General features: G+C 42.3%; 5 protein-coding genes. All 5 read left to right on the top strand.

Annotated features, from left to right (window positions below):
* Positions 1-923: alpha/beta hydrolase (locus Q358_RS18815; RefSeq protein WP_169735525.1), on the top strand; the 923-nt coding region annotated here is incomplete at its 5' end.
* A 15-nt stretch (positions 924-938) separates the two neighbouring features.
* Complete coding sequence (locus tag Q358_RS18385; protein WP_084286584.1) at positions 939-1,760, top strand: glycosyltransferase; 822 nt, start codon at positions 939-941, stop codon at positions 1,758-1,760.
* Positions 1,753-2,565: a polysaccharide pyruvyl transferase family protein gene (locus Q358_RS18380; RefSeq protein ID WP_084286583.1), complete on the top strand. Its 813-nt coding sequence runs from the start codon at positions 1,753-1,755 to the stop codon at positions 2,563-2,565. The genes Q358_RS18385 and Q358_RS18380 overlap by 8 nt, the downstream gene beginning before the upstream one ends.
* Positions 2,566-2,601: 36 nt before the next feature.
* Positions 2,602-3,402, top strand: a complete 801-nt coding sequence (locus tag Q358_RS18730; protein WP_156940942.1) for a polysaccharide lyase — start codon at positions 2,602-2,604, stop codon at positions 3,400-3,402.
* A gap of 56 nt (positions 3,403-3,458) precedes the next feature.
* Entirely contained in the window at positions 3,459-4,625 is a 1,167-nt protein-coding gene (locus Q358_RS0113790) for a nucleotide sugar dehydrogenase (RefSeq protein WP_027962514.1), read from the top strand.
* The last annotated feature ends 156 nt before the right edge of the window (positions 4,626-4,781 follow it).

Raw genomic sequence — 4,781 nt, 5'->3', positions numbered from 1 at the left:
GGCTTGCGAAAGCCAACTTGCACGGGGCGAATGGTCAAAAAATGCTCGCTGGCGGTGATAGGGGGAGTGTCGGCGCCGGCTTCACGGATTCAGGTGTAATGAATATTCCTAAGCATGCTGGCAAGACAAGTGCAGATCAGCTTGACTCTATCAAATGTTCAGAGTTTGCAGGAACTGTTTCAGTCGATACACCCTTCCAGTATTATAAAACGGTTGAAGGTAAAGTATACGATTTTTTATGGAGCCCAAAAAAAGAAACGGACAAGCTTTTTGTATTCTTTTCCGGGGATATATTGCGAGATAAAAATAACCCGCCTGTGTATCAAAGGTGGAGCTGGGCCCCATTTTTTCCAGGTCATTGTGTATATTTTTCAGATCCATCATTAAAATTGTCTAATGATCTTAGTTTAGCTTGGTATAGTGGAGGGGAAGACTTTGATCCGCTATGTGTTATAGCTGGTATAATAGATGATATTTGTGAATGCCTTAATATTCTGCCAGAAAATGTTGTAGCTTACGGCTCTAGTGGTGGTGGTTTTGCTGCTATTAGATTGCTTCAGTACTTGCAAGGAGCGACAGCAGTAGCTATAAATCCACAAACTAATTTGGATAAATATTACAAGTCAAAAGTTAAGTGCTATTTAGAGCGCTTGTATCCGTCCTTCGATTATAATGGTGCTTTTGATAGTTTTTCTAAAAAGCTGAGTTTGTTTGATATTTTAGGTGAGATGAAAGGTCGAGAAATAGTTTACGTTCAGAATTTAGCTGATGCTTTTCATTTAAAGAATCATGCTGAACCATTTTATGTCAGTTGTGAAAGCAATGGAGTTTCGCTGAAAAAATTATTCTTCGAAGATGAACGTGGTCATGGTGTTGCTGAAAGCCAAGCTGCATTTGATGAGATTATGTCAGTTATATCTTAATGATGGGGGTGATGTATGGAAAAGCATACTTTTATAATGATCAGGTATAGTATTTTAAGTAAAACTTCATCTTGGAGTCTTAATAAAGAATCTGATTTTGAAGAGTATAAGGAAAAATTATTTTCTGAGAGTAGGCTCAAGAAGCGTGAGGAGTTGTTTAGGGAAGTTACTTACCCATCTATAGTGTCTTTGCCAAAAAATAATGTGACAGTTCTTATTTTTGTGTCAGAGGAGATGCCAGAGTTTCATTATCAAAGACTTGAAGCTTTAATAAGTTCTGAGAGTAATTTTTACTTAGTAAGATTAAATTATAGTGATAACATTAACTCTCAGATGAATAAGGAGGTCAAGCAAAGGTTGAAAAAGATTAAGCAGGACGTCGTTTATGCTACTGTTCGTTTAGATGATGATGATGCTTTATCTAAGAATTATTATACTTTGCTGGATAAGTATCTTGAAAAAGACTTTAGCGGCTACTGTGTTTCTTTTTCGTATGGCGCTGCAGCAATAGTAAATAATGGTATTCTAAATGAGTTCTATTTGAGAAAAAAGCCTAAAATTGCAATAGGGATTGCGTGGGTAAACAGATTTTATCATGAATCTGGTGAGCTTCAGTATAAAGAAGTCTCTATATATTCACTCGGCAACCATATGAAAGTTGAAGAAAAGTACCCTACGATTATTGACCCGAGAGAATATGCATGGATTAGAACTGTTCATGATCAGTCAGACCTTTACGATAAAGACATGCCAGATAAGTATCGGAAGACACAAAAGACTGATAAAGATTTTTTAAGTAAATATTTTAATTTTTCGAAGGTTGCATGTGATGAGTAAGCTCAATATTTTTTATTGGAATAAACGAGATAATTTCGGTGATGTTCTAGCTAAGTACGTAATGAGCTACTATGGTGCTTGGGATGTGCATAATGTCTATGGCTCTAAGTCTGAAGGAGATTACATCTCTCCCATAGGAAGCGTACTTCATATTGCCCCTAGAAATGGTCTTCATGTTTTTGGTTCAGGATTCATGAGTCCTGATAAAATTGGCTCTAAAGTGGCTCCTAAAGAGGTTATTACATTAAGAGGTCAGTTGTCTGCAGATATCGCTGATAAACTTGGATGGCAACCTCCTCAAGCTTTAGGTGATACTGGGCTTTTAGCATCACGAATTTTTCCTAAAGAGAGAGCTTGCTATAAACTTGGCGTTATACTGCACTACGCTCACGCAGTAGAAGAAACTCCTGATTTGCCGGGTGTAATATTTATAAATCCTCAAGATCCTGTGAATGAGGTGATTAAAAAAATCTCTTCTTGCGAAAAAATTCTTTCATCTTCGCTACATGGTTTGATTGTTGCACATTCTTACAAAATCCCCTGGGTTAGATTAAATGTCATAGATCACCAGTTGGGTGGTGGAGATTTTAAATTTAATGATTTTTACACTTCTATTGGCCATGACGCGTCATGTGAAATTGAGTGCAGTGTTAATGAACTTAGGAGTGGCCTAGTCGAATTACTGCATAAGGTTGATAGGGTAGGGTGTTCAGATTTTAAAAATATTGATGCGCTTCAAATAAGAATAGAAAGTGCTTTTTATAGTAGTGGGTATTTTAAAAATATTTTAAAACCTACTCTTTAGGGTTGATAGTGACAGCAGCTTTTTTTGAGATTTCTTGTGTTGAAAAGTTTTTTTATTAGTCTTTGTACAGTCGCGGTGTTGTTGTTCTTTTGGCTGTTGGAGTACAGAGGTGAAAGTCCTTCAGCCAACGGTGGAGGTGTAGTTGAAACATTTGACCTTCCTGAGCTTTCCGAGTTGGGTCAGGCTATACAACAACACACATATACTCATTTAGCTTATAAAGCAGGTACTGATGGTTCAAGGGCTATTCGTGTAAGTTACGAGGGATTTGAACGTGGCAGTAGGCGTGTAGTTCTCTCTCCACGAGTTGAGCTTTCCGAACATTACGAACTTTCTTTTTGGGTACAGTTCTGCGATGGCTTTGATTTTGCACGTGGCGGTAAGCTTCACGGGCTAGGGCCTGCTAAACCAGTTACAGGCGGGAATTCGATTACCCCGGAGGGCTGGAGCGCCCGTTTGATGTTCCGTGGTGGTGGTGGCTTACAAACATACATTTATCATCAGAATATGGCAGGTCGCTTTGGCGATACCCAGCGCGCTAATGATTTTGTCTTTGAGCCAGGACATTACTATCAAGTACGTATGCAGGTGGCTTTGAATACTCCCGCTACGGCTAGTAATGGAAGTGTAACGGTTTGGGTAGACGATCAGCGTTTGATAGAGCACACCGGATTACGTTTTCGCGATCGGGAAAGTGAGTCCAGCCAAATACAGCGATTTTTATTTAGCACCTTTCATGGTGGCAGTAGCCCCGAATGGGCACCTAGAAATAGTGATGGTAGTTATAAAACTGATTGCGCGTATTTTGATACAATCGCGCTAACCCCGTCGCCTTAGGCGATGAACGATGCAACGATAAATGATGCAACAGAGCTTGGTGGAGAACGTTAAGGATGAAAATTGCAGTTGCTGGTACGGGCTATGTTGGCCTTTCTAACGCGATGCTGTTGGCCCAGCACCATGAGGTCGTCGCGGTCGATATCGTGCCTGAGAAGGTGAGCATGCTGAATAACCGCGTATCTCCGATTGAGGATGCGGAGATTTCAGCGTTTTTAGCTCGTGAAGACCTGCATTTTACGGCAACCCTGGATGCCGAAACGGCGTATCAAGACGCTGCGTTTGTGATTATTGCCACGCCGACAGATTACGATCCGGAAACCAACTACTTCAATACCAAAAGCGTTGAGGCTGTTATTCAGCAGGTCATGCAGATCAACCCTGACGCGGTGATGGTGATTAAGTCGACGGTTCCCGTGGGTTACACCACGGAAGCCGCTGAGCGATTTAATACTCAAAATTTGCTGTTTTCACCTGAGTTTTTGCGTGAAGGCAAGGCACTGCACGATAACCTCTACCCCTCGCGTATTATCGTAGGTGAGCGCTCTGAGCGTGCCGCCACGTTTGCTGAGCTATTGAAGCAGGGCGCAATTAAGCAAGACGTTGAGGTGCTGCTGACCAACAGTACCGAAGCAGAAGCCATTAAGCTGTTTGCGAATACCTACCTGGCGATGCGTGTGGCGTACTTTAATGAGCTGGATACCTATGCGGAAAGCCATGGGTTGGATGCCAAGCAGATTATTGAAGGTGTTGGCTTAGACCCGCGTATTGGCAAGCATTACAACAACCCTAGCTTTGGCTATGGCGGCTACTGCTTGCCGAAAGACACCAAGCAGCTTCTCGCGAACTATCAAGATGTGCCTAACAATATGATTCAGGCCATTGTGGAAGCTAACCGCACCCGTAAAGATTTCATTGCGGAGTCGGTGTTGCGCCGGAACCCGGAAGTGGTCGGTGTATATCGCCTGATTATGAAAACCGGTTCCGATAACTTCCGCGCCAGTGCCATGCAGGGTGTGATGAAGCGTTTGAAGGCAAAGGGCGTCGAAGTGGTGGTGTACGAGCCTGCGCTGGATAAAGAGAAGTTTTTTGGTTCGGTGGTTATGCGCGATTTTGATGCTTTTAAACAGAAGGCGGATGTGATCCTCGCCAACCGCATGGTGGAAGAGCTTCATGAAGTTGCGGAAAAGGTGTACACCCGTGACTTGTTTGGTAGCGATTAATTTACGAATATAACTTGATGCATTGGCGTAATAGCTGCATTGGCGTGATATTAGGTGCGTTATACCTGAATCCGTGAAGCCGGCGCCGACACTCCCCCTATCACCGCCAGCGAGCATTTTTTGACCATTCGCCCCGTGCAAGTTGGCTTTCGCAAG

Origin of the sequence: Halomonas halodenitrificans DSM 735 (assembly GCF_000620045.1) — a bacterium.
In the GTDB taxonomy this organism is placed as follows: domain Bacteria; phylum Pseudomonadota; class Gammaproteobacteria; order Pseudomonadales; family Halomonadaceae; genus Halomonas; species Halomonas halodenitrificans.
This window is presented reverse-complemented; position numbering and strand designations above follow the sequence as displayed.